We start from the raw sequence: 22,021 nt of genomic DNA, 5'->3' as shown, positions 1-22,021 counted from the left end.
CATGACCACCGACCACATCCGGGCCACCGAGCCGAACGAACGCGGTGACGGTGAGTTCGACGCCGACGGGATCGTTCCGGTGGCCGGCGCGGCCCGCCCGAGCGGGCTGGTGCTGCCGCGCTACCGGCACGACGATCCGGACACCCACCCGCCGATGCTCTTCCCCGACTACGGCTCGACCAACCTGCGGGCCCCGAAGCAGCCACTCGCACTGCTGCCACAACGGCTGACCGAGGTCACCGGGCCACTGCTCGGCGAGGGCCGGCTCGGCGAACTGGACCACGACCTGACCCGGCAGCACGCCGGAGAACCGCAGGGCCAGCGGATCATCGTGCACGGCCGGGTGCTGGACGGGAACGGCCGCCCGGTACCGCACACCCTGGTGGAGATCTGGCAGCCGAACGCCGCCGGGCGGTACCGGCACGCCAACGACAACTGGCCGGCGCCGCTCGACCCCAACTTCACCGGGGTCGGCCGGACGCTTACCGACGCCGACGGCCACTACCGGTTCGTCACCGTACAGCCGGGCGCCTATCCCTGGCGCAACCACCCCAACGCCTGGCGGCCGGCGCACATCCACTTCTCCCTCTTCGGCCAGGCATTCACCCAGCGGCTCGTCACCCAGATGTACTTCCCCGGCGACCCGCTCTTCTTCCAGGACCCGGTCTTCAACTCGGTCCGCGACCCGCTGGCCCGGGAACGGCTGATCTCCCGCTACGACCACTCGGTGACCGAGCCGGAGTGGGCGCTCGGCTTCGAGTTCGACATTGTGCTGCGCGGCCGGGAGGCCACCCCCTTCGAGGACGGCGAGGACGATGACTGAGCACCCCGACCTCACCCCGACCTTCGGCACGGGTGCGGCTGTCAGCACCGACCCGACACCGGTGGCCGGCGTGGCACTCGACCCGACGCCGTCGCTCGGCTCGACCCCGTCCCAGACGGTCGGGCCGTACCTGCACATCGGCCTGCTCTGGCCGGACGGGCCGGACGTCGTGCCGGCCGGTACGCCGGGCGCGATCTCGATCCGTGGGCAGGTCTTCGACGGTGCCGGGGCGGTGGTGCCGGACGCACTGGTGGAGACCTGGCAGGCGGATCCGGACGGCCGGTTCGACCACCCGGACGATCCCCGGGGCGCCCGGCCGGCGGCGGTACCCGGATTCCGTGGCTTCGGCCGCAGCGCCACCGACGCCGACGGCCGGTACGAGATCCGTACCGTCAAGCCCGGCGCCCTGCCCGACGCGGACGGCGAGACCGAGGCACCGCACCTGAACCTGTCGATCTTCGCGCGCGGCCTGCTGCACCGGCTGGTGACCCGGCTCTACTTCCCGGACGAGGAGGCGGCGAACGGCACCGACCCGGTACTCGCGGCTGTCGACCCGGCCCGCCGGGCCACCCTGGTCGCCCGGCCGGAACCGGACGGGTTCCGCTTCGACATCCACCTACAGGGCCCGGATGAAACCGTCTTCTTCGCCGTCTGACCACGAGTCGGCCGATCCGCCGTCCGGGCGAGACTTGTTGGGGCTGGCCGGCGCCGGGCTGCTCTCAGGGCTGTCCGGTGCCGCCGAGGTGGACGCAGAACTCGCCGACCCGGCCCTGCTGACCGCGATGCTCGACGTCGAGCGGGCGCTCGCCGGGGCAGGCGCCGACTGCGGCGTGCTGCCCGCCGAGGCCGCCGAGGCGATCGCGGAGCGGTGCCGGCCGGACCGGTTCGACCTCGCCGCGCTCGCCGGGGCGGCCGACGCCGCCGGCAACCCGGTGGTGCCGCTGGTCCGCCAGCTCACCTCGGCGGTACCGGCCGCCGCCCGGCCCTGGGTGCACCACGGCGCGACCAGCCAGGACGTGCTCGACACCGCGCTGGTACTGGTCGCCACCCGGGCCGGTGACCCGCTGCTACGCCGGCTCGACACCGCGATCGGCGCCGCCGCCGGGCTCGCCGAGCGGTACCGGGACACCGTGCTGCTGGCCCGTACGCTCGGCCAGGCAGCCGCGCCCACCACCTTCGGGCTGAAGGCGGCCGGCTGGCTGCTCGGCCTGCTGGACGCCCGGACCCGGCTGGCCGCAGCCCAGTCCGCGCTGCCGGCACAGCTCGGCGGTGCGGTCGGCACGCTGGCCGCGCTCGGCCCGGCCGGACCGGAGGTGGCCGACCGGTTCGCCGCCCGGCTCGGCCTCGCCGCGCCCCCGCTGCCCTGGCACACCCGGCGGCAGCCCCTGCTCGACCTGGCCGGCGCGCTCGGCAGCCTGCTGGCGGCCACCGGCAAGGTCGGCCTGGACGTCGGACTGCTCGCCCAGACCGAGGTCGCCGAGGTGGCCGAGGGCGGCGGTCCGGGCCGGGGCGGCTCGTCGGCGATGCCGCACAAGCGCAACCCGGTGGACTCCGTCCTGCTCGGCGCGGCAGCCCGGCGCGGGCCGCACCTGGTAGCCACGCTCTTCACCGCCGCCGTCCACGAGCACGAACGGGCCACCGGTGGCTGGCACGCCGAGTGGGAGCCGCTGCTCGACCTGCTGCGGCTGGCCGGCGGGGCGACGTCGCGGACCGCCAGGCTGCTGTCCCGGCTCGACGTGCGTCCGCAGCGGATGCGGGAGAACCTCGACGCGCTCGGCGGCCGGGTACTGGCCGAGGCGGTGGCCGCCCGGCTCGCCCCCGCGCTCGGCCGGGCCGACGCACACGACGCGGTGGCCCGGGCGGTCACCGCGCCGGACTTCCGGGCCGGGTTGCTGGCCGACCCGGCGGTCCGGGAACACCTCAGCGAGCAGGAGCTGGACCGGGCACTGGATCCGGCCAACTGGCTCGGCTCGGCCGCCACCTTCGTCGACCGGGCGCTCGGGGAGTACCGGGCGTCCGGGGCGTACCGGAATTCGGAAGAGGCACCATGACATCCCGCCTGCACGCCTGCGTTGACGGGCCGGCCGACGCGCCGGTGCTGCTGCTCGGCAGCTCGCTCGGCACCTCCGGGGCGATGTGGCAGCCGCAGTTGCCGGCGCTGACCCGGCACCACCGGGTGGTCCGGTACGACCATCTCGGTCACGGCGACTCGGACGTGCCGGCCGGCCCGTACACCATCGCGGATCTCGGTCGGGCGGTGCTCCGGCTGCTGGACGACCTGGCGGTGCCGAAGGTGTCGTACGCCGGGCTCTCCCTCGGTGGGATGGTCGGGATGTGGCTGGCCGCCAACGCCCCGGACCGGATCGACCGGTTGGTGCTGCTCTGCACCTCGGCCTGGCTCGGCCCGGCCCAGGGCTGGCGGGAGCGGGCCGCCGCGACCCGGGCCGGTGGAGTCGAGACGATTGCCGACGTGGTGGTCGGCCGATGGTTCACCAGGGGCTTCGCCGCCGATCGGCCCGAGGTGGTCGCCGCGTACCGGGCGATGCTCGCCGCAACCCCGCCGGAGGGGTACGCCGGCTGCTGCGAGGCGATCGCCGGGATGGATCTGCGGGACGACCTGGCCCGGATCACCGCGCCGACCCTGGTGATCGCGGGTGCCCACGATCCGGCGACGCCGATCGAGCATGCCCGGGTGCTGGCCGACGGGATTCCCGCTGCCGGGTTGCGGGTGGTCGGCGACGCCGCCCACCTGGCCAATGTGGAACAGCCGGATCGGGTCGGCCGACTGATCCTGGACCACCTCGGGACCGAGCCGACCAGGTCCGGCCCGGCCGGCGGTGACGTGGCCGGGGGTGACGCGACCGGCGGCGACGTGGTCGGGGGTGACGCGATCGGCGGTGACGTGGTCGGGGGTGACGCGATCGGGAGCGACTCGACGGGGAGCGACTTCGTCGAGCGCGATCCGGGCGAGGACGGGCGGCCGGTCCGCAGCGGTGGGAAGGAGCGGGTGGATGGATGACCGGGAGCGGCACGCGGCCGGGATGGTGGTCCGGCGCGAGGTGCTCGGCGACGCGCACGTGGACCGGGCGGTCGCCGGCACCGACGAGTTCACCGCGGACTTCCAGGACCTGATCACCCGGTACGCCTGGGGCGACATCTGGACCCGGCCGGGCCTGGACCGGCGGACGCGAAGCTGTATCACGCTCGCGGTGCTGGCCACGCTGCACCACGACGAGGAGTTGGCGATGCACGTCCGGGCCGCGCTGCGAAACGGGCTGACCCGCGAGGAGGTCCGCGAGGTCCTGCTCCAGGTGAGCGTCTACGCTGGCGTTCCAGCGGCGAACCGGGCATTCAAGGTTGCCCAGGAGACTCTGCGACAGGAGGACGGGTGACCGAGGTGACCGAGGAGACGGCCCGGACCGGTGAGTTCGTCCAGTCGTTGGAACGGGGACTCGCGGTCATCCGGGCGTTCGACGCGGACCATCCGCAGTTGACGCTGAGCGAGGTCGCCCGGGCGACCGGGCTCACCCGGGCGGCGGCGCGACGCTTCCTGCTCACCCTGGTCGAGCTGGGCTACATGCGTACCGACGGCCGGCTCTTCTCGCTGCGGGCCAGGATCCTCGAACTCGGCTACGCGTACCTGTCCAGCCTGAGCCTGCCCGAAATGGCCCAGCCGCACATGGAGACGCTGGTCGCCGAGGTACACGAGTCCTGCTCGATGTCGGTGCTCGACGGCGACGAGGTGGTCTACGTCGCGCGGGTGCCGACGAAGCGGATCATGACGGTGGCGATCAGCGTCGGCACCCGGTTCCCGGCCTACGCCACCTCGATGGGACGGGTGCTGCTGGCCGCCCAGCCGGCCGCGTGGCTCGACAACTATCTCGACACCGCCGAGCTGCGTCCGCTCACCCGGCGTACGGTCACCGATCCGGCGCGGCTGCGGACTCTGCTGAACCGGATCCACAGCCAGGGCTACGCGATCGTGGACCAGGAACTGGAGGAGGGTCTGCGGTCCCTGGCGGCGCCGATCCGGGACGCCGACGGCGCGGTGATCGCGGCCCTGAACGTCTCCGCGCGCGCCAGCCGGGGCAGTTCCGAGGTGATCCGCAAGGAGTTGCTGCCGCCGCTGCTGGCCACGGCGAAGCGGATCGAGGAGGATCTGCGCGGCGGCCAGTTGCGGTAGCCGGCCCGGTGACGACCCGGGCGAGGGCTACCGGCCGTCCCGCAGCTCGGTCAACCGGCCGGCGGTGTAGCTGATCCGGTCGAACCAGACCGGGCAGCCGGCGCCGATCGGCGACTGCGCGGAAAGTCCGAACCGCAGCGGCGTCGCGGCCGGGTCGAGCCGGAAATGGCGGACGAACTCCCACCACGCCCCGTCGGTGCTGGCGTGGAACGCCCAGGCCGGACCGAGTCGGGAGATCCGTAGCCAGAGCGGGGCGCCGTCGTCGACCACGAATCCGTTGGCGTCGTCGGAGACGTCCCGGGTGATCACCGAGACCACCATCCCGGCGCCCTGCGGTGAGCGTTCGTACGCCAGCTTCGCCCAGTGCCGGGGACCGGACCAGAGCAGCAGACAGCCGGCGTCGTACGTGTCGGCGAAGTCGACCCTGACCCGGGCCGAGAACTGGAAGTCGCCCTCGGGTACCGGGGTCAGCAGCCGGGGTGCGGAGAGTGTCGGCTCCCCGCCGGCCGGGTCCACGAAGATGTCCGTCTGGGCCGGCGCGCTCACGCTGAGTCCGGTGATGCCGTCGCGGGCCCAGTCGGGCGGCGCGACCTCCCAGTCCAGCGGTGTCGGCAGTCCGAGGTCGATCTGCTGCATCCGAGCAGGATGCCAGAAACGGAGCCGGGCCGGGGGCACCGTCGGCGACCTCCGGCTCGTCCGCAGCCGGGGCAGTTGGCCCCACCCGGCCCGAAACCGCTGGCCCGCCCAGGGTTTACCCCTTGGTTGAGCGGCGATTCCCCGGGTAATGGCGGTTCTCGCCGCAACGCGCGGGGTGACCGTCCAGCGCCGAAAGGCTTTGTGACCGGGAGCGGAGGAATGGGGTGGGGGGAGCATGGTACTGAGGCGTCGAGCGGTGTTGTTGCTGATGCTCGTGATGGCCGCCATACCACTGGTTCTGGCGGGCTGCACGGGCAATCCGCTCAAGGGGGTGGGCCGACCGGCACCGCCGCCACCCAAGCTGGCGATAACTCCCGCCCCGGATAGCAGGGATCTGCCGACGAGTGTCGAGATCGGTACGGCGGTGACGGGTGGGAAGGTCACCGAGGTCGCCGTGACCGATCCCGCCGGGGTACGGGTCGACGGCGCGATGCGTGCCGATGGGACGAGCTGGATGCCGAGCAAGGCGTTGGCGAACAAGCAGACCTATACCGCCCAGGTAACGGCGAAGAATGACGCCGGGAAGGCGGTCACCCAGAAGACGACCTTCAGCACCATGGACAAACCGGCTAAGCGGACCGTGACCAACCTTAATCTGCAGAGTGACCAGACCTACGGGGTGGCGCTGCCGATAACGGTCTCATTCGACTCCGACGTCCCGAAGGACGCCCGTGCGGGGATCCAGCGGCGACTGTCGGTCAGCACCGACCCGCCGCAGCCGGGCGTCTGGGCCTGGGACGAGAACGGCCGGCAGGTCTCCTACCGGGCGCCCGACTTCTGGCGGCCGGGTACCACGATCAGCGTCCGGGCGGCACTGGACGGGGTGCCGATGGGCGGCGGCAGCTTCGGCGACACCGACCGGGCCGGTACCGCGAAGATCGGCAACCGGGTCTTCCTGGAGATCGACAACGCCACCAAGCAGATGTCGGTGTTCAAGGACGACGTGCTGGTCAAGAAGATCCCGGTGAGCATGGGCAAGAGCAGTACGCCGACGTCGAGCGGCAAGATGGTGATCATGGAGAAGCACGAGTCGACCGTCTTCGACACCACGGGTTCCGCGGACCCCTACGTGGTCACCGTGGCCAACGCCCAGCGGCTGACCTGGGGTGGCGAGTTCATCCACGCGGCGCCGTGGTCCGTCGGCGACCAGGGGTCCGCCAACGTCTCGCACGGCTGCACGAACGTGTCGGACGAGAACTCGGAATGGTTGATGAAGACCACCAGGGTCGGCGACCTGGTGACGATCAAGGGTACCGAGGTCACCCTCGACCAGGGCAACGGCTGGACCGCCTGGAACGTGAGCTGGGACGAGTTCGTCAAGGGCAGCGCGCTGCCGGTGCCGGCCGACATCAAGCCGGCGTCGCCGGCTCCGGGTGGACCGGCGAACGGCGGGCCGCCGGCAGCCGACAAGCCCGCGACGCCGACCCCGACTCCGACGTCGAGCGGCGGTGGTCGCTAGCCAGCCGCGCGGATGCGGACGGTTCCGACACGGGTGCCACCGACGACGACCGTCGTCGGTGGCACCGGGCATTCCGGAAGGTGGGGTGCGGATCGCCGGCAGGGGGTGCCGGCCGAAATCGGGAACGGTCGTCGCCCGTGCCCCCACCCGCTCACCGGCTGTTGTACGCCTGCACCACGTTCGACGGAATGCGACCCCGCTCGGAAACCTCGTAGCCGTTCTGGACGGCCCATTCCCGGATGGCACGGTTCAGGTCGCGGTCACTTCGGGTCGGGCTCGTGGCGGTGCCGCGCCGACCCGAGCGGCGGCTTTCCACCGAGCCGCGGCCGACCCGGCTGCCCGCGTGGATGTAAACGTCCAGCGCCTTGCGGAGCTTGCCCGCGTTTTTGTCCGACAGGTCAATCGTGTAGTTGACGCCGTCCAGACCGAACTCGACGGTGCGGTCGGCCTCGCCGCCGTCGAGGTCGTCGGTCAGAAGTGTGATTACCTGCTTCGCCATGGTCGATTACTCCTCGTGAACATTTATTGCTAGGAGTCGAGTTTGACTGATCGGATGCCATTTCTGCAAGACATTGGACATTTCTGGTTCGGCGTGGCGGTGTGGGGGACTTCAGTTTCCGCCCGGCCTGGCCGGTATCCGGGCGGAGTAAGGCGGCCGGCGGTATCCCGGCGGCGCGCCCGGATGGCGGGTCGGCGGAGCGTGATTGCCCGCCCTCCGCACTATCTCGTTTAATCCGGTGGTACACATTTCGGGCGCCGGTCCGCCGGCCGCCGCTACGTCGGCGCCGCCCCCGAACTCGCCCGGGGAACGAACCGAGGCGTCAGCGAGACCCGCCGGTCGGTCCGGATCCCGCTTTCGAGTTGCTCGATGAGCAGGTCCAGGCTGCGACGGCCGAGTTCGGCGAAGTCCTGCCGGACCGTGGTGAGCGGTGGCAGGAAATACCCCGACTCCGGTACGTCGTCGAAGCCCACCACGCTCACCTCGTCGGGTACCCGGCGGCCGGCCTCGTGCAGTGCCCGCAGCGCGCCGAGCGCGATCTGGTCGTTGCCGCAGAACACCGCCGTCACCGTCGGGTCGGCGGCCAGCAGCCGGCCCTGTTCGTAGCCGGCCCGGGCGCTCCAGTTCCCGGGTCGGGGCGCCGGTACCGGTGCTCCGGCGGAGTGCAGCGCCTCCCGCCAGCCGTCGATCCGGTCGCGCGCCTCCGGCCAGTCCGGCGGGCCGGCGATGTGCTGCACGGTGGTGTGGCCGAGCGCGAGCAGGTGCCGGGTCGCCATCGCGGCACCTGTGGCGTTGTCGATGCAGACCGTCGGTACGTGTTCGCCGCCGCCACCCACGCCGACCACCGCCAGCCCGGTCGGCACCTGGGCCAGGGCGGTACCCACGCTGCTCTGCGGGGCGATCGCCACGATTCCCTCGACGGACTGTTCGCAGAGCCGGTCGACGGCGTCCAGCACCGACTCCCGGTCCAGCGACCGGACGCTCGCCACGCTGACGAAGTACCCGGCGGACCGGGCGGCCTGTTCGAGGCCGTACAGGGTGGAGGCCGGACCGAACAGGGTGGTCTCGTACGCGATCAGTCCCAGCGTGCGGGATTTGCGGGTGACCAGGGTGCGGGCCGCCGAGTTGCGCCGGTAGTTCAGTGCCCGCATCGCGGCGAGTACCCGGTCGCGGGTCTCCGGCCGGACGTTCGGGTGGTCGTTGAGCACCCGGGAGACGGTCTGGTGGGAGACGCCGGCCAGGCGCGCGACGTCGCGCATCACCGAGCCCCGGGCCCGGGGCGGCGGGCCGCCCGGCTGGTCGCCGGTCTCGACACGGTCAGCTGTCAACGGCCGCTCCTTCGTCTCGGTCAGCCGTCCGGAGTGGAGAGCCGTGGACGCCGCCGTCGGGATGCACGGCGGCGACCCACCGGACTTCCAGCATCACGGATCCATACCGTCGCCGGAAGTACCCCTTGACGGCCGGCATGAGAACGTTAACACTCACGAAACAGGATGCCCTGTGGACCGTCCGGTGTGCCCAGAAGGCCGGCGTTCCCCGTGGCAGACTGGGCCGAATCGAGGAATCTCGGGCATCGCCGAGGTGGTGTCGAGGGGTACGGGTCGGCCACGCGTGTGAACGGTAACCATGACAGGTAACGATGTTCTCAGGCGAGGGGGAAACGGTGCTGAAAAAGATCTCCGCCGTTGTACTCGGCGGACTGATGGTGACCGCGATGGCCGCCTGCGGAGGCGACGGCGGCGCGGGCAGCGGCTCCGGAAACGACGACGGCACGATCACACTGGGCTTCGCGCAGGTGGGCGCCGAGAGCGGCTGGCGTACCGCCAACACCAAGTCCGTACAGGACTCCGCGAAGGAGGCGGGCATCGATCTCAAGTTCTCCGACGCGCAGCAGAAGCAGGAGAACCAGATCAAGGCGATCCGGACGTACATCACCCAGAAGGTCGACGTGATCGCCTTCTCCCCGGTGGTGGAGTCCGGTTGGGACACGGTGCTCCGCGAGGCGAAGGACGCCAAGATCCCGGTCATCCTGACCGACCGGGCGATCGACTCCCCGGACAAGACGTTGTACAAGACCTTCATCGGGTCGGACTTCGTGCTGGAGGGGAAGAAGGCCGGTGAGTGGCTGGTCACCGAGTACCAGGGCAAGACCGAGCCGGTGAACATCGTGGAGTTGCAGGGCACCACCGGTTCGGCGCCGGCCAACGACCGCAAGTCCGGCTTCGCGGACGTCATCAAGGCGGACCCGAAGTTCAAGGTGGTCGCCTCGCAGACCGGCGAGTTCACCCGGGCCAAGGGCAAGGAGGTCATGGAGGCCTTCCTCAAGGCCAACAAGGACATCGACGTCCTTTACGCGCACAACGACGACATGGGCCTCGGTGCGATCGAGGCGATCGAGGGTGCCGGCCTGAAGCCGGGCGTCGACATCAAGATCATCACTGTCGACGCGGTGAAGGACGGCATGCAGGCGCTCGCCGACGGCAAGATCAACTTCATCGTCGAGTGCAGCCCACTGCTCGGCCCACAGCTCATGGACCTGGTCAAGAAGGTCGTCGCGGGTGAGACGGTGCCGGAGCGGGTGGTCACCGAGGAGACCACGTTCAACCAGGAGCAGGCGAAGGCGGCACTGCCGAACCGGCAGTACTAGGCCCGGAGCGGCAACACCGGGCACCGCAGACGGTTGCGCGGCGGACCGGCGGTACCAGAGCCGGGCGGCAGCAACAGGCACCGCGGACGGTTGCGCGGCGGACCGGCAGGACGGAACGGAGGAGGGCGGATGGAGACGTCGGGGGAAGCCCGGGCGATCCTGACCATGACCGGCATCGGCAAGCGGTTCCCCGGCGTACGGGCACTCGACGAGGTCGACTTCCGGCTCTTCCCCGGCGAGGTCCATGCGCTGATGGGCGAGAACGGCGCCGGCAAGTCGACGCTGATCAAGGTGCTGACCGGGGTGTACGACGTGGACGAGGGCGACATCGTGCTCGACGGCGCCCCGGTCCGGTTCACCGGCCCGCTACAGGCGCAACAGGCCGGGGTCAGCACCGTCTACCAGGAGGTCAACCTCTGCGCCAACCTCTCCGTCGCGGAGAACATCCACATCGGCCGGGAACCGCGCCGCTTCGGCGCCATCCAGTGGGGCGAGCTGCGGCGTCGGTCCCGGCACCTGCTCGACGGGCTGGGCCTGGACGTCGACGTCTCGGCCCCGCTCGGCAGCCTCTCTCTCGCGGTACAGCAGATGGTCGCGATCGCCCGGGCCATCGACATCTCCGCCAAGGTGCTGATCCTGGACGAGCCGACCTCCAGCCTCGACGCCGGTGAGGTCGGGCAGCTCTTCCGGGTGATGCGGCAACTCAAGGGGGAGGGGATGGCGATCCTGTTCGTCAGCCACTTCCTCGACCAGGTCTACGAGATCTCCGACCGGATGACGGTGCTGCGCAACGGCCGCCGGGTCGGCGAGTACGCCACCCGGGAGTTGAGCCAGCTCGACCTGGTCAGCGCGATGATCGGCAAGGAACTCGCCGCGCTGGAGGAGTTGGAGGAGCAGCCCCGGCGCTCGCTGGCGGCGCTGGAACGGGACCGTCCGGTGGTCGAGGCCGCCGGGCTGGGCCGCAACGGCGCGGTCGCCCCGTTCAGCCTGACCATCCACCGGGGCGAGGTGGTCGGGCTGGCCGGGCTGCTCGGCTCGGGGCGTACCGAAGTGGCGCGGTTGCTCTTCGGCGCGGACCGGGCCGATGCCGGAGCGCTCAAGGTGGACGGCGAGCCGGTCAACATGCGCGGCCCGCGCACCGCGATGGCCCGGGACATCGCGTTCTGCTCCGAGAACCGGCGCACCGAGGGGCTGGTCGCCGAACTCACCGTCCGGGAGAACATCATCCTGGCCCTACAGGCCGCGCGGGGCTGGTCCCGACCGCTGCCCCGGCGCCGGCAGGACGAACTCGTCGACAGGTACGTCAAGGCGCTGCGCATCGTGCCGGCCAACCCGGAGGCACTGGTCGGCCAGCTCAGCGGCGGCAACCAGCAGAAGGTGCTGCTGGCCCGTTGGCTGATCACCGAACCTCGGCTGCTGATCCTGGACGAGCCGACCCGGGGCATCGACGTCGGCGCCAAGGCCGAGATCCAACGCCTGGTGGTGACCCTCTCCGACGGCGGCATGGCGGTGCTGTTCATCTCCGCCGAGCTGGAGGAGGTGCTCCGGCTCAGCCACAAGATCGCCGTACTCCGGGATCGCCGGATGGTCGACGAGCTGGCCAACGACGACGAGGTGACGGCGGAGCGGATCATGGCGATCATCGCCAGTGGCAACGGTACGGCCCCGCCGGAGGCACCACCGGGACCGCACGGCCCGGACGTGGTCGTCCTGGGGGAGGAGGCGTGATGGCTAACGTCGTACGGCACCGGTTCTTCTGGCCGCTGCTGATGCTGGTGGTACTGCTGGCCAGCAACCTGATCTTCACACCCGACTTCTTCGCGGTCGACGTGCGGCAGGGACACCTGTACGGCAGCCTGGTCGACATCGTCCGGTTCGGTGCACCGCTGATCCTGGTCTCCCTCGGGATGACCCTGGTGATCGCCACCGGCGGCATCGACCTCTCGGTCGGCTCGGTGGTGGCGATCTGCGGCGCGCTGGCCTGCCTGCGGATCAGCGAGCTGGGTGACCAGAACAGCGTCGTCGGGGTGCTGATGGCGGTGGGGCTGGCCCTCGGCCTGGCGCTACTGCTCGGCGCCTGGAACGGGCTGCTGGTCGCCCAGGTCGGCATCCAGCCGATCATCGCCACCCTGATCCTGATGGTCGCCGGCCGAGGGCTGGCCCAGCTCATCACCGACGGGCAGATCATCACGGTGAACAGTTCGCCCTACAAGCTGATCGGCGGCGGCTACTGGTTGACCGTGCCGTTCTCCATCCTGGTCGCGCTGCTGGTCTTCGGGCTCGCCCTGCTGCTGACCCGGCGTACCGCGCTCGGGCTGCTGATCGAGTCGGTGGGCGGCAACGCCGAGGCGAGCCGGTTGGCCGGCATCCACGCCCGCCGGATCATCTTCACCGGGTACGTCTTCGCGGCGTTCTGCGCCGGGGTCGCCGGGCTGATGATCAGCTCCAACGTGTCCAGCGCGGACGGCAACAACGCCGGCCTCTGGATCGAGCTGGACGCCATCCTGGCGGTGGTGATCGGCGGTACGTCGCTGGCCGGCGGCCGGTTCTCCCTCGGCGGCACGGTGCTCGGCGCGCTGATCATCCAGACCCTCACCACCACCATCTACACCATCGGCATCCCGCCGGAGACGACGCTGTTGTTCAAGGCCCTGGTCGTCACCGTGGTCTGCCTGCTCCAGTCGCCGGCCTTCCGGGCCAAGGTGTTCGGCCGACGCCGGAAACCCCCGCTGCCGCAGCCGGACCGCGAGCAGCCGACGAAGGTGGAGGTGCCGGCATGACCGCCGTTCCGGGTACGGTGGCCAACGGCCGGTCACGGGTGCTCCGCCCGCAGCAGAAGTACCTGCCGATCTTCGCCACCCTCGCCCTGCTGGTCCTGATGTACAGCGCCGGGGTGCTGCGGTACGACGGGTTCTCCGACACCCAGGTCGTGTTGAACGTCTTCGTCGACAACGCGTTCCTGCTGGTGGTCGCGGTCGGCATGACGTTCGTGATCCTGACCGGCGGGATCGACCTCTCGGTCGGCTCGGTGGTGGCGCTGACCACCATGCTCTCCGCCTCGCTGCTGGAGGAGCGGGGCTGGTCGCCGTACCTGGTGCTGCCGCTGGTGCTGCTGCTCGGTGCCCTGCTCGGGTTCGGGATGGGCTGCATCATCCACTACTTCGAGATCCAGCCGTTCATCGTCACGCTGGCCGGGATGTTCCTGGCCCGAGGGCTCTGCTACACGATCAGCACCTCGTCGATCACGATCAGTGACCCGTTCTGGACGTCGATCGCGCAGCAGCGGTTCCGGTTCGGCGGCTTCTTCATCTCCGCCAGCGTGGTCGTCGCACTGGTGGTGGTGGCGATCGGCATCTACGTCCTCGGCTACACCCGGCTCGGCCGCAACACGTACGCGATCGGCGGCAACCCGCAGTCGGCGCTGCTGATGGGGCTGCCGGTGGCGCGTACCCGGATCGCGGTCTACACCATCAGCGGATTCTGCTCGGCGCTCGGCGGGGTACTGCTCAGCTTCTACATGCTCTCCGGCAACAGCGGGCACGGGCTGGGGCTGGAACTCGACGCGATCGCCGCCGTGGTGATCGGCGGTACGCTGCTGACCGGCGGCTCGGGCTATCTGGTCGGCACGGTGCTCGGGGTGCTGGTGCTCGGGCTGATCCAGACCATCATCACCTTCCAGGGCGACCTCAGCTCCTGGTGGACCAAGATCGTAATCGGTGTGTTGCTGTTCGTGTTCATCGTGCTCCAGCGCGCCGTGACCCGGCGGCAGCGGTAACCGGAGCGGGCCGGGTGATGCCGATCCGGGCCCGACGACCTGCCGGCCGGCTCCGCCGCCACGCCGATCGGCTCGGATGCGCCGGACCAGGGCGACCCGGGCTGGTGGTAGCGCTAACACCATGGTTGGCTGACGGGGTGGCGGAAGATCCGGCAGACCCGCCGCGAGTCGGTGCGCCGCAGGCGGTGCGGGCCGGCGAGGAGAAAGGAAGGCCCAGGAGGGATGCGAGTGAGCGCTAACAGTGCGGACCGGTACGTGGTGGGTGTCGACTTCGGCACGCTCTCCGGCCGGGCGGTGGTGGTCCGGGTCTCGGACGGCGCCGAACTCGGCTCGGCGGTGCACGAATACCAGCACGGCGTGATCGACGAACGGCTGCCGGAGACCGGCGTCCCGCTGCCCGGCGGATGGGCGCTACAGATGCCCGAGGACTGGCGCGCGGTACTGCGCGAAGCGGTGCCGAAGGCGCTCTCCGCCGCCTCCGTGGCCCCCGAGGCGGTGATCGGGATCGGCACCGACTTCACCGCCTGCACCGTACTGCCCACCCTCGCCGACGGCACCCCGCTGAACGAGGTACCCGGGCTCGCCGACCGCCCGCACGCGTACCCGAAACTGTGGAAGCACCACGCCGCGCAGCGGCACGCCGACCGGATCAACGAGCTGGCCGCGCAGCGCGGCGAGCCGTGGCTGCCCCGGTACGGCGGCCGGATCTCCGCCGAGTGGCAGTTCGCCAAGGCCCTCCAGGTGCTCACCGAGGACCCGGAGGTCTACGCCCGCACCGAACGGTGGATCGAGGCGGCCGACTGGATCATCTGGCAGCTCTGCGGCGAGGAGACCCGCAACGTCTGCACCGCCGGTTACAAGGGCATCCACCAGGACGGCCGGTACCCGTCCCGGGACTACCTGGCCGCGCTGCACCCCGACTTCGCCGACTTCGTCGACACCCGGCTCGCCCACCCGCTCGCCCCGCTCGGCGGGCTGGCCGGTCGGCTCACCCCGGAGGCCGCGGCCCTCACCGGGCTGGCGGCCGGGATCGCGGTCGCGGTCGGCAACGTCGACGCGCACGTCACCGCCGCCGCCGCGAACGCCGTCGAGCCCGGCCAACTGCTGGCCATCATGGGCACCTCCACCTGCCACGTGATGGTCGCCGACACCCTGGCCGAGGTGCCCGGGATGTGCGGCGTGGTCCGGGACGGGATCGTGCCCGGCCGGCTCGGCTACGAGGCCGGACAGAGCGGTGTCGGGGACATCTTCGGCTGGTTCGTCGAGAACTGCGTGCCGGCGGCGTACGCCGAGGAGGCCGCCCGGCGGGGCGTCGGGGTGCACGAGTACCTGACCGAGTTGGCCGCCGCGCAGCGTCCCGGGCAGCACGGGCTGGTCGCGCTCGACTGGCACAACGGAAACCGCTCGGTGCTGGTCGACCACGACCTCTCCGGCGTGATCGTCGGACAGACTCTGCACACCCGGCCGGAGGACCAGTACCGGGCGCTGATCGAGGCGACCGCCTTCGGTACCCGGACCATCGTCGCCGCGTTCGAGAACGCGGGAGTGCCGGTGACCGAGTTCATCGTGGCCGGCGGCCTGCTCCGGAACGCGTTCCTGATGCAGGTCTACGCCGACGTGCTGCGCCGGCCGCTGTCGGTGATCGACTCCGAGCAGGGCCCCGCGCTCGGCTCGGCCATCCACGCCGCAGTGGCCGCCGGGGCGTACCCGGACATCACCGCCGCGGCCGCCGCGATGGGCAAGGTCCGGCGCGGTGTCTACCAGCCCGACCCGGCCAGCGCCGACGTCTACGACCGGCTCTACGCCGAGTACGAGCGGCTGCACGACTACTTCGGACGGGGCGGCAACGACGTGCTGCACCGGCTGCACGCGCTACGCGAGGAGGTACGCCGATGAGCAGCGGCGAACTCACCGGCACGATCAGCGACACCGTCGCCCGGATCCGTCAGGAGGTGTGCCGGCTGCACGAGCAGCTCACCCGCTGGGAGTTGGTGACCTGGACCAGCGGCAACGTCAGCGCCCGGGTGCCCGGCGCCGACCTGATGGTGATCAAGCCCAGCGGGGTGTCGTACGACGACCTCACCCCGGAGTCGATGGTGGTGACGACCCTGCACGGGGACGTCGTCGACGGCAACCACTCGCCGTCCAGCGACACCGACGCACACGCGTACGTCTACCGGCACATGCCGCAGGTCAACGGCGTGGTGCACACACACAGCCCGTACGCCACCGCCTGGGCGGCCCGGGACGAGGCGATCCCGTGCGTGCTGACCGCGATGGCCGACGAGTTCGGCGGGGAGATCCCGGTCGGGCCGTTCGCGCTGATCGGCGGCGACGACATCGGCAAGGGCATCGTCGCCACCCTGGACGGGCACCGCTCTCCGGCGGTGCTGATGCGCAACCACGGAGTGTTCACCATCGGCGCCAGCGCCAAGGCGGCGGTGAAGGCCGCGGTGATGTGCGAGGACGTCGCCCGTACGGTGCACATCGCCCGTACCGGCGGCCCGCTGGTGCCGATCGAGCCACACCATATCGACGCCCTCTACGAGCGCTACCAGGGCGTCTACGGCCAGCGCTGACGCCCGGCGGACGTTCACGTCCAGGGTCGGCACACCGGCTCCGGGCTGGTGTGCCGACCCGGCGGCTGGCATGCTCGCGCGTGAGACCTGCACGGCAGACCGCCCACGTTCGAGGAACCGCCACGACGGCGGGCCGGCCACGAGGGTGTGTCCGCCGTCCGCCCGCGACCCTGGTGGTGCCTGTTGACCGGATCCCGCCGCCCGCCCGACGACCCGTCGGAGTCGACCCCGCCGTCGCCTGCCGGGCCGGTCCCGGCGTCGCCCGCCGGGGCGGTCGCCCCGTCGCCGGTCGAGCCGGTCGCTCAGGCGCCGGTTGCCCCGTCGTCCGCCGAGCCGGTCGCCCCGTCGGCGGTCGAGCCGGTCCCGTCGCTGCTGGTCGAGCCGGTCGCGTCGCTGCCTGTCGCGCCGGTACCGGGGGAGTGCCAGATATGGCGTCTGCCGATCGGGCCGGCGCACTGGGCCGGGCTCGACGTGCTCGACGAGGAGGAGCGGCAGCGGCACGCGCGTTTCCGGCTGGCCGCCGACCGCGACCGGTACCAGGCCGCGCACGTCGGGGTACGGGTGCTGCTCGGCCACTATCTCGGCGTACCGGCCGACCGGATCACCTTCTCCCGGCACTGCCGGCACTGCGGCGCCGGGCACGGCAAGCCGGTGGTCGACCAGCCGAGTACCAAACTCGACTTCTCGCTGACCCACTCCGGCGGCTGGGTCGCCCTCGCGGTGGCGGCCGATCCGGTCGGGCTGGACGTCCAGGAGTTGACCGACGGTACCGACGTGACCGCGCTGAGCGGCGCCGTCCTCTCGCCGGCCGAGCTGCGGTGGTGGTCCGCGCAGCCGGCGGAGTCCGCCCGCCGGGCGTTCTTCGGCTACTGGGCCCGCAAGGAGGCGCTGCTGAAGGCGACCGGGCACGGGCTCGCCGTGCCGATGAACCGGATCACGCTGACCCCGCCGGACGAGCCGGCCCGGCTGCTCGACTGGGCGGCGGACACCCCGCTCGACGCCCCGGTCCAACTGCACGACCTCGACGCCGGCCCCGACTACACGGCAGCCGTCGCGGTGCTGACCAGCCTGCCGGTCCGGATCAGCCGCGCGGAGCTCCCGGCGCCGCTGGCCGCCGCGCCGCCGCCCGGACCGGCCTGACCTGCCCCGATCCGGCCGACACCGGTGCCGGGCCGCCGGCACCGGCCCGGTCGGCGGTGGCGCCCGGCTCGACCACGATTCGGGTACGCCGAGCGCCGCGCCCCGGCCACGACGTCGTCGCCCCGCCGGGGCCGTCGCCACGCATTGACCGGTCCGAACCGGCCCCACTCGGCTTCTCCGCACGTCACTCCCTTCCCTCGGTCGCCTCGTCCGGACCGGCGTCAGCATCGGGTCGCGACGATCTCCAGCGTCAGCCGGATGTGCCGGCCGGTCATGCCCCGGGCGGTGGTCAGCCCGAACGCGTACCGGTCGATCGTCGTGTCGGCCCGGGCGGTCAGTTCCGCGGTTCCGCCCCAGACCCGGTCGACGGTGAGCGCCACCGGCCGGGTGACGGTGCGTACCGTCAACCGCCCGTGCAGGGTGCCTCCGTCGTCGCTGGACGGCACGAACCGCTCACCCCGGAACCGCAGGTACGGATAACCGGCCGCGTCCAGGTAGTCGGCCGACCGGACATGCGCGTCGCGCTGGGCCAGCCCGCTGCTGAAGCTGTCGGCGAGTACCTGCGCCTCGGCTGTCGACTCCTCGACCGGTACGGCCACCGAGATCGTGCCCGTGCCGATCCGGAAGGTGCCGCGCACCGGCAACAGGCCGAAGATCGCCCGGGTGTGGAAGCGGATCGCCGACCGGAGCGGATCGATGACGTAGACGCCGGGCGACAGGTCCCGCTCGGCGTCGTTCCCGGTCTGCTCGGTGTCGTCGGTCGCGGTCATGGCCGTCCCCGTCCTCTCCACTGGTCGGTGACACCGGTACCCGTGCACCGGTACGGACGGGATGAACTGTGCCGGGGTGACCTTCGGCAGATCTTCGGGAACGCTTGCGGTGCGAGGGCGGAGTTCCGAACCGGGACACGGTCGGGGTGTCGACGGGTGCGGAGACCACGGGGAGGTCGGGAAAGCGGATGCGGGCCGAGTTCCGGGTGCTGGGCGAGCCCGAGGCGCTCGTCGACGGCCGGGCCGTGGAGATCGGGCACCCGCGACAGCGGGCGCTGCTGGTCGCGCTGCTGCTGGCGGCGAACCGGCCGGTGCCGTACGACGAACTCGTCGACCAGGTCTGGGGCGTACGACTGCCGCGCCGTCCCCGGAACACCCTGTACGGGTACGTGTCCCGGCTGCGCAGCGCCCTGGCCGTCGCGCCCGGGGTGGTGCTGGAGCGGCAGTCCGGCGGGTACCTGCTGCGGCTCGATCCGGACTGCGTCGACGTGCACCGGTTCCGGAACCTGGTCGTCCGGGCCGGGCGTACCGACGACGACGCCGTCGCGCTGGAACTGCTCGACCAGGCGCTGCGACTGTGGCGGGGTCCGCTCGCCGGGCCGGACACGCCCTGGCTTGGCGGGCTGCGCGACCGGTTGCACGGAGAGTGGACGGCCGCCCGGCTGGACCGCGCCGACCGGGGACTTCGGCTCGGCCGGCACGCCGAACTGCTCGCCGATCTCGGTAGCGTCGCCGCCGCGTCGCCGTGGGACGAGCGGGTGGCCGGCCAGTTCATGCTCGCGCTCTACCGGTCCGGGCGACAGGTCGACGCGCTGGAGCACTACCAGCGGTTCCGTACCCGGTTGGTCGACGAGGTCGCCGTCGAACCCGGCGCCGACCTGCGGCGACTGCACCAGCGGATCCTCACCGCCGACCCGACACTGTCGGTCGCCGTACCCGGTCCGGTGTCGGCCGGGGACGTGTCGGACCGCGCTGCCGATCCGACGCTGTCGATCGTGGTACCCGATTCGGTGTCGGCCGGGGACGTGTCGGACCGCGCTGCCGATTCGACGCTGGCCGGCGTCGCTGCCGGGCCGGTGCCGGCCGGGGACGTGCCGGTCCGTGCCGATCCCGCCTTCCGGGCGGAGCCGCGCCGGGGCCTGCCCGCCCCGCTGACCAGCCTGGTCGGCCGGGCCGACGAACTCGCCCGGATCGGTCTGCTGCTCAGCCGGGGCCGGCTGGTCACGCTGACCGGCCCGGGCGGTACCGGCAAGACCAGGCTCGCGGTCGAGGCCGCGTCCCGGGAACCTGGCGACGCCTGCCTGGTGGACCTGGCTCCGGTACCGCCGGCCGATGTGCCGCAGGCGGTGGCCGGCGCGCTCGGCCTGCGGGACGCGACCCTTCCGACGGCGGCCGGCCGGACCGCCGCCGGACCGGTGGAGCGGCTCGTCGCGGCACTGGCGGAGCACCGGCTGCTGCTCCTGCTGGACAACTGCGAACACGTACTGGACGTCGCCGCCGGGCTCGCCCACCGGCTGCTCACGGAGTGTCCGGGTCTGCGGGTGCTGGCCACCAGCCGGGAGCCGCTCGGCATCACCGGCGAGGCGCTCTGTCCGGTGCCGCCGCTGGCCGCGCCACCACCGGAGGCCGAGGTCGGCGCGATCGCGGACTATCCGGCCGTCCGCCTCTTCACGGACCGGGCCGGCGCGGTGGCGCCGGACTTCACGCTGGACGCGGCGAACGCCGCGACGGTGTCCCGGATCTGTCGCACCCTGGACGGCCTGCCGTTGGCGATCGAGCTCGCCGCCGCCAGGATCCGTGCGCTGCCGGTCGCGGAACTGGCCGCCCGGCTGGACGATCGGTTCGCGGTGCTGTCCCGGGGCAGTCGGACGGCGGTACCCCGGCACCGGACGCTGCGGGCGGCGGTGGCCTGGAGCTGGGACCTGCTCGACCCGGCCGAACGGCGGCTGGCGAGCCGGCTCAGTGTCTTCTCCGGCGGGTTCGGCCCGGAGGCAGCCCGGCAGGTCTGCGCCGCCGGCGCCGGCGCCGAGGCGGTGGAGGACCTGCTGGCCGGGTTGGCCGACCGGTCGCTGGTCGAGCGGGTCACGGGCGACGACCTCCGGTACCGGATGCTCGAGACGATCCGCGTCTTCTGCGCCGACCAGCTCGACGGTCCAACGCAGCGGCGGCAACTCCGGGTGGCGCACGCCAACTACTTCCTCGACCTGACCCGGGCCGTCGAACCCCGGCTGCTCCGTGACACCCAGTTGGAGGCGTTGCGCCGGCTCGACGCCGAACGGGACAACCTGCACGCCGCGCTCCGCTCGGCCATCCGCGACGATCCCCGGATCGCGCTGCCGCTGTTCGCCGCGCTGCTGCCGTACTGGTGGCTGCGCGGCGGTCGGCACACCTGCGAGGTACTCGCCGCGGAGCTGCTCGCCGGCCTCACCGCCGGGCCACCCGAGGGCCTGACCCAGGAGTACGCCCTCTGCCTGCTCGTCGACGCGGCGAAGCAGCCGGACAGCGTCGTCGCGGCGGCCCGGGTGGCTGCGGCCGGGGCGATCGTCGCCGGCCTGGACAGGCAGCCCCGGCACCCGTTCCTGGGCATGCTCTGGGGCAGGGCGGCCGTCCCCGGGCAGCCGCTGCCCGCTCCGGCCGGTCCGCCGGTCGAGCTGGACCCGTGGAGCCGGGCGCTGGAACAGTGGGGCATCGGCCACGGTCTGCTGTTCGGCGGCGACGCCGACGCGGCGGAGCAGGCGTTCCACCGGGCCCTGCGGGGGTTCCGGGCACTCGGCGAGCGCTGGGGTACCGCACTCGCCCTCTCCGCGCTCGGCACCGTCGCCGAGCGGCGCGGCGGGTACGCCACCGCCGTCGCGTGCACCGCCGAGGCGGTCGAACTGGCCGACCAGCTCGACTGCCCGGCCGACCTGGCGACCCTGCTCTGCCAGCACGCCGGCCACAGTCTGCTGGCCGCCGATCCGGCGACGGCTCGCTTCGACTACCTCCGCGCGTCCGAACTCGCCCGTGCCGCAGGTGCGCCGGAGATCCTCGCCGAGGCGCGGGTCGGCCTCGGCGAACTGGCCCAGCTCGACGGCGACCTGCCCGGGGCCCGACGGCTCTTCGAAGGTGTGTTGACCGAGGAACTGACGGCGTGGCGGCGCCCGGGTATCCGGTCCCGGGCCTGCCTCGGGCTCGGCCGGCTCGCCGAGGCGGCCCAGGACGTCGACACCGCCCGGGGCTGGTACCGGGACGCCCTCGCCGCCGCCCATCCGACGGACCGGCGACTGGTGGGCGCGGCAACCGACCGGCTCCGGACGCTCGCGAGAGACGACTCCGCCGATGACTGACTCCGCCGATGACTGACTCCGCCGAAGGCTGACCTCGCCGAAGGCTGACCTGGCCGGAGACTGACCTGGCCGAAGACTGACCTGGCGGGAGACCCACCTCGCCGGAGACTGACTTCGCTTGGTC

At 72.1% G+C, this 22,021-nt stretch carries 19 protein-coding genes; 15 read left to right on the top strand and 4 right to left on the bottom strand.

Features of this window, described 5'->3' with window-relative positions; all coding sequences use genetic code 11:
- The first annotated feature begins 1 nt into the window (after window position 1).
- The 6 genes from pcaH to Pen02_RS30585 are packed head-to-tail and all read left to right on the top strand — an operon-like array spanning window position 2 to window position 5,006.
- Window positions 2-823, top strand: coding sequence for a protocatechuate 3,4-dioxygenase subunit beta (gene pcaH, locus Pen02_RS30610; protein ID WP_203869611.1), 822 nt, complete (start codon window positions 2-4; stop codon window positions 821-823).
- Window positions 816-1,478 (top strand): protocatechuate 3,4-dioxygenase subunit alpha, encoded by a 663-nt coding sequence (gene pcaG / locus Pen02_RS30605; protein ID WP_203869610.1) that lies wholly within the window; start codon window positions 816-818, stop codon window positions 1,476-1,478. Before pcaH ends, pcaG begins: the two co-directional genes overlap by 8 nt.
- A 37-nt stretch (window positions 1,479-1,515) precedes the next feature.
- Window positions 1,516-2,874, top strand: a complete 1,359-nt coding sequence (pcaB, locus tag Pen02_RS30600) for a 3-carboxy-cis,cis-muconate cycloisomerase (RefSeq protein WP_239141559.1) — start codon at window positions 1,516-1,518, stop codon at window positions 2,872-2,874.
- Entirely contained in the window at window positions 2,871-3,842 is a 972-nt protein-coding gene (pcaD, locus tag Pen02_RS30595; RefSeq protein ID WP_203869608.1) for a 3-oxoadipate enol-lactonase, read from the top strand. Before pcaB ends, pcaD begins: the two co-directional genes overlap by 4 nt.
- Entirely contained in the window at window positions 3,835-4,215 is a 381-nt protein-coding gene (pcaC, locus tag Pen02_RS30590; protein WP_203869607.1) for a 4-carboxymuconolactone decarboxylase, read from the top strand. Before pcaD ends, pcaC begins: the two co-directional genes overlap by 8 nt.
- Window positions 4,212-5,006, top strand: coding sequence for an IclR family transcriptional regulator (locus Pen02_RS30585; RefSeq protein ID WP_239141557.1), 795 nt, complete (start codon window positions 4,212-4,214; stop codon window positions 5,004-5,006). The genes pcaC and Pen02_RS30585 overlap by 4 nt, the downstream gene beginning before the upstream one ends.
- A gap of 27 nt (window positions 5,007-5,033) precedes the next feature.
- On the opposite strand, the gene Pen02_RS30580 is transcribed toward Pen02_RS30585, so the two are convergent.
- On the bottom strand, window positions 5,034-5,642 hold the full coding sequence (locus Pen02_RS30580) for a DUF1349 domain-containing protein (protein ID WP_203869606.1): 609 nt from the start codon (window positions 5,640-5,642) through the stop codon (window positions 5,034-5,036).
- 235 nt (window positions 5,643-5,877) lie between these two features.
- On the opposite strand from Pen02_RS30580, the gene Pen02_RS30575 reads away from it, so the two are divergent.
- Window positions 5,878-7,161: a L,D-transpeptidase gene (locus tag Pen02_RS30575; RefSeq protein WP_203869605.1), complete on the top strand. Its 1,284-nt coding sequence runs from the start codon at window positions 5,878-5,880 to the stop codon at window positions 7,159-7,161.
- A gap of 151 nt (window positions 7,162-7,312) precedes the next feature.
- Here the strand turns inward: Pen02_RS30575 and Pen02_RS30570 are convergent, their stop codons facing one another.
- Both Pen02_RS30570 and Pen02_RS30565 read right to left on the bottom strand, forming a co-directional pair.
- Window positions 7,313-7,660, bottom strand: coding sequence for a histone-like nucleoid-structuring protein Lsr2 (locus tag Pen02_RS30570; protein WP_203869604.1), 348 nt, complete (start codon window positions 7,658-7,660; stop codon window positions 7,313-7,315).
- Window positions 7,661-7,935: 275 nt separating this feature from the next.
- On the bottom strand, window positions 7,936-8,919 hold the full coding sequence (locus tag Pen02_RS30565) for a LacI family DNA-binding transcriptional regulator (protein WP_203869632.1): 984 nt from the start codon (window positions 8,917-8,919) through the stop codon (window positions 7,936-7,938).
- A 443-nt stretch (window positions 8,920-9,362) separates the two neighbouring features.
- On the opposite strand from Pen02_RS30565, the gene Pen02_RS30560 reads away from it, so the two are divergent.
- The 7 genes from Pen02_RS30560 to Pen02_RS30530 all read left to right on the top strand — a co-directional run bounded on the left by Pen02_RS30560 (window position 9,363) and on the right by Pen02_RS30530 (window position 17,801).
- On the top strand, window positions 9,363-10,307 hold the full coding sequence (locus Pen02_RS30560; RefSeq protein WP_372445703.1) for an ABC transporter substrate-binding protein: 945 nt from the start codon (window positions 9,363-9,365) through the stop codon (window positions 10,305-10,307).
- A 129-nt stretch (window positions 10,308-10,436) separates the two neighbouring features.
- On the top strand, window positions 10,437-12,035 hold the full coding sequence (locus tag Pen02_RS30555; protein WP_203869602.1) for a sugar ABC transporter ATP-binding protein: 1,599 nt from the start codon (window positions 10,437-10,439) through the stop codon (window positions 12,033-12,035).
- Window positions 12,035-13,087 carry an ABC transporter permease gene (locus tag Pen02_RS30550; protein ID WP_203869601.1) on the top strand — a complete coding sequence of 351 codons (1,053 nt, stop codon included), beginning with the start codon at window positions 12,035-12,037 and terminating at the stop codon, window positions 13,085-13,087. Before Pen02_RS30555 ends, Pen02_RS30550 begins: the two co-directional genes overlap by 1 nt.
- Window positions 13,084-14,082: a galactofuranose ABC transporter, permease protein YjfF gene (yjfF, locus tag Pen02_RS30545; protein WP_203869600.1), complete on the top strand. Its 999-nt coding sequence runs from the start codon at window positions 13,084-13,086 to the stop codon at window positions 14,080-14,082. The genes Pen02_RS30550 and yjfF overlap by 4 nt, the downstream gene beginning before the upstream one ends.
- A gap of 222 nt (window positions 14,083-14,304) precedes the next feature.
- On the top strand, window positions 14,305-15,978 hold the full coding sequence (gene araB / locus Pen02_RS30540; protein WP_203869599.1) for a ribulokinase: 1,674 nt from the start codon (window positions 14,305-14,307) through the stop codon (window positions 15,976-15,978).
- Window positions 15,975-16,661: an L-ribulose-5-phosphate 4-epimerase gene (locus tag Pen02_RS30535; protein ID WP_203869598.1), complete on the top strand. Its 687-nt coding sequence runs from the start codon at window positions 15,975-15,977 to the stop codon at window positions 16,659-16,661. Before araB ends, Pen02_RS30535 begins: the two co-directional genes overlap by 4 nt.
- A gap of 183 nt (window positions 16,662-16,844) precedes the next feature.
- Window positions 16,845-17,801, top strand: a complete 957-nt coding sequence (locus tag Pen02_RS30530; RefSeq protein WP_203869597.1) for a 4'-phosphopantetheinyl transferase family protein — start codon at window positions 16,845-16,847, stop codon at window positions 17,799-17,801.
- Between the two features lie 221 nt (window positions 17,802-18,022).
- On the opposite strand, the gene Pen02_RS30525 is transcribed toward Pen02_RS30530, so the two are convergent.
- The gene (locus Pen02_RS30525; RefSeq protein ID WP_203869596.1) at window positions 18,023-18,571 is read right to left on the bottom strand and encodes a YceI family protein; all 549 of its coding nucleotides are present in this window, start codon (window positions 18,569-18,571) and stop codon (window positions 18,023-18,025) included.
- A gap of 188 nt (window positions 18,572-18,759) precedes the next feature.
- Between Pen02_RS30525 and Pen02_RS30520 the strand changes: the two genes are divergently transcribed.
- Entirely contained in the window at window positions 18,760-21,897 is a 3,138-nt protein-coding gene (locus Pen02_RS30520; RefSeq protein ID WP_203869595.1) for an AfsR/SARP family transcriptional regulator, read from the top strand.
- Window positions 21,898-22,021: the final 124 nt, after the last annotated feature.

The organism is Plantactinospora endophytica (assembly GCF_016862915.1).
GTDB classification, from domain to species: Bacteria; Actinomycetota; Actinomycetes; order Mycobacteriales; family Micromonosporaceae; genus Plantactinospora; species Plantactinospora endophytica.
Note: the sequence above shows the minus strand (reverse complement) of the source record. Positions and strands in the feature narration are given on the sequence as shown.